General features: G+C 69.1%; 1 protein-coding gene. It reads left to right on the forward strand.

Going from position 1 to position 2,647, the window contains the following annotated elements:
- The coding region (locus tag ND748_RS21435; RefSeq protein ID WP_251747780.1) for a HAMP domain-containing protein at positions 1–2,647 on the forward strand (2,647 nt) is incomplete at both ends.

A 2,647-nucleotide genomic window follows, 5' to 3' on the forward strand; every position in this document is an offset into this window, starting at 1 on the left:
AGGCGGACGTCAAGGGCGTCTCGGGTACGTGGCGTGATCTCACCGAGTCGGTGAACGTCATGGCCGGCAACCTCACCGACCAGGTCCGGTCGATCGCGCAGGTGACCACGGCGGTCGCCCGCGGGGACCTGTCGCAGAAGATCCGGGTCGACGCCCGCGGCGAGATCCTCGAGCTCAAGGAGACCATCAACACGATGGTCGATCAGCTCTCGGGGTTCGCCGACGAGGTGACCCGGGTGGCCCGCGAGGTCGGCACCCAGGGCAATCTCGGCGGCCAGGCCAACGTCCGCGGCGTGTCGGGAACCTGGAAGGACCTCACCGACAACGTCAACGTGATGGCCTCGAACCTGACGGCGCAGGTTCGTTCCATCGCGCAGGTCGCCACGGGCGTCGCCCGCGGCGATCTGTCCCAGAAGATCACGGTGGAGGCGAAGGGCGAGGTTGCCGCGCTGGCTTCCACGATCAACACGATGGTGGACACGCTCGGCGCCTTCGCCGACGAGGTGACCCGGGTGGCCCGCGAGGTCGGCACCGACGGCCGCCTGGGCGGTCAGGCGAGCGTGAAGGGGGTGTCCGGTACCTGGAAGGACCTCACCGACAACGTCAACTTCATGGCGAACAACCTGACCAGCCAGGTCCGCAACATCGCCCAGGTCACGACGGCGGTCGCCCGGGGCGACCTGACCCGCAAGATCGACGTCGACGCCCGTGGGGAGATCCTCGAGCTGAAGACGACCATCAACACGATGGTCGACCAGCTGTCCTCGTTCGCGGCCGAGGTCACGCGGGTGGCCCGCGAGGTGGGCACGGACGGCATCCTCGGCGGTCAGGCCGAGGTGGAGGGCCTCTCGGGCACCTGGAAGCGCCTCACCGAGAACGTCAACGAGCTGGCCGGGAACCTCACCCGGCAGGTCCGGGCCATCGCCGCCGTCACCAGCGCCGTCGCCACCGGCGACCTGACCAGGTCGATCGACGTCGACGCCCAGGGCGAGGTGGCCGAGCTCAAGGACAACATCAACGCGATGGTCCGCTCGCTGCGCGAGACGACCCGCGCGAACCGGGAACAGGACTGGCTGAAGACCAGCCTCGCCCACATCGGCGGGCTGATGCAGGGCCACCGCGACCTGCAGACCGTCGCCCAGCTCGTCATCGACGAGCTGACGCCGATGGTCGACGCCCAGTACGGCACCTTCCTGCTCGCCGAGTCGGGGGTGGAACGGCCGACGCTGAACCTGATCGCGAGCTACGGATACCAGGCTCCCTGGGACGTTCCGCGCCGGTTCGACTTCGGGCAGTCCCTGGTCGGGCAGGCCGCGCGGACGAAGCGGACGATCGTCGTCGCGAACACCCCCGCCGACTACCTGCAGATCGCCTCCAGCCTCGGGCAGTCCGCCCCGGTCGCCCTGATCGTGCTGCCGATCCTGTTCGAGGACCAGGTGCTCGGCGTCATCGAGCTCGCCTCCTTCAGCCCCTTCGCGCAGGTTCATCACGACTTCCTGAACCTGCTCACGGAGACCATCGGCGTCAACGTCAACACGATCATCGCGAACGCCCGCACCGACTCCCTGCTGGACGAGTCCCAGCGGCTCGCCTCCGAGCTGCGGGCGCGATCCGAGGAACTGCAGTCCCGGCAGGAGGACCTCCAGCTCTCCAACGCCGAGCTGGAGGAGAAGGCCACCCTGCTGGCCCGACAGAACCACGACATCGAAGTCAAGAACTTCGAGATCGAGCAGGCCCGCCAGGAGCTGGAGGAGCGGGCCCGCCAGCTCGCCCTCGCCTCGAAGTACAAGTCGGAGTTCCTGGCGAACATGTCGCACGAGCTGCGCACACCCCTGAACAGCCTGCTGATCCTGGCCCGGTTGTTGGCGCAGAACCCGACCCGCAACCTGTCACCGAAGCAGGTCGAGTACGCGCACGTCATCCACTCCGCGGGGTCGGATCTGCTGCAGCTCATCAACGACATCCTCGATCTGTCCAAGGTCGAGGCCGGGAAGATGGACATCCACGTCGAGGAGATCGCCCTGGGCGACATCGTCGACGACGTCCATGCCACCTTCTCGCCGATCACCGCGGAGAAGGGCCTGCGCTTCACCGTCGCGATGGCGCCCGACCTGCCCGCGCGGCTGCGCACCGACCGTCACCTGGTCGCGCAGGTGCTGCGCAACCTGCTGTCCAACGCGGTGAAGTTCACCGAGCAGGGCAGCGTCGACCTGGCCATCACCCTGTCCGGCCCCGGCGGGCGGGCAGCCGGGCAGGCCGTGCTGTTCTCGGTGTCCGACACCGGCATCGGGATCGCGGGGGAGAACCTCGAACGGATCTTCGGGGCGTTCCAGCAGGGTGACGGCACCACCAGCCGCCGTTACGGCGGCACCGGTCTGGGGTTGTCGATCTGCCGCGAGGTGGCGACGCTGCTGGGCGGGGAGATCCAGGCCCGCAGCGAGTTCGGGCGGGGCAGCACCTTCACCCTTCGGCTGCCCATGGCCCCGGCCGTGACGGCGCCGCTGGACGTGGCGTCGCCGCCGCTGGACGTGGCGTCGCTGGTGGGGGCGGCACCGCCGGTGAACGCTGCGTCGCCGGTGGACGTGGTGTCGGCGGCGGACGAGGCGCCGTCGGCGGACGAGGCGAAGCCGGGGCTCCACCTGGTGAC

Source organism: Frankia sp. AiPs1, from assembly GCF_023716945.1.
GTDB lineage: Bacteria > Actinomycetota > Actinomycetes > Frankiales > Frankiaceae > Frankia.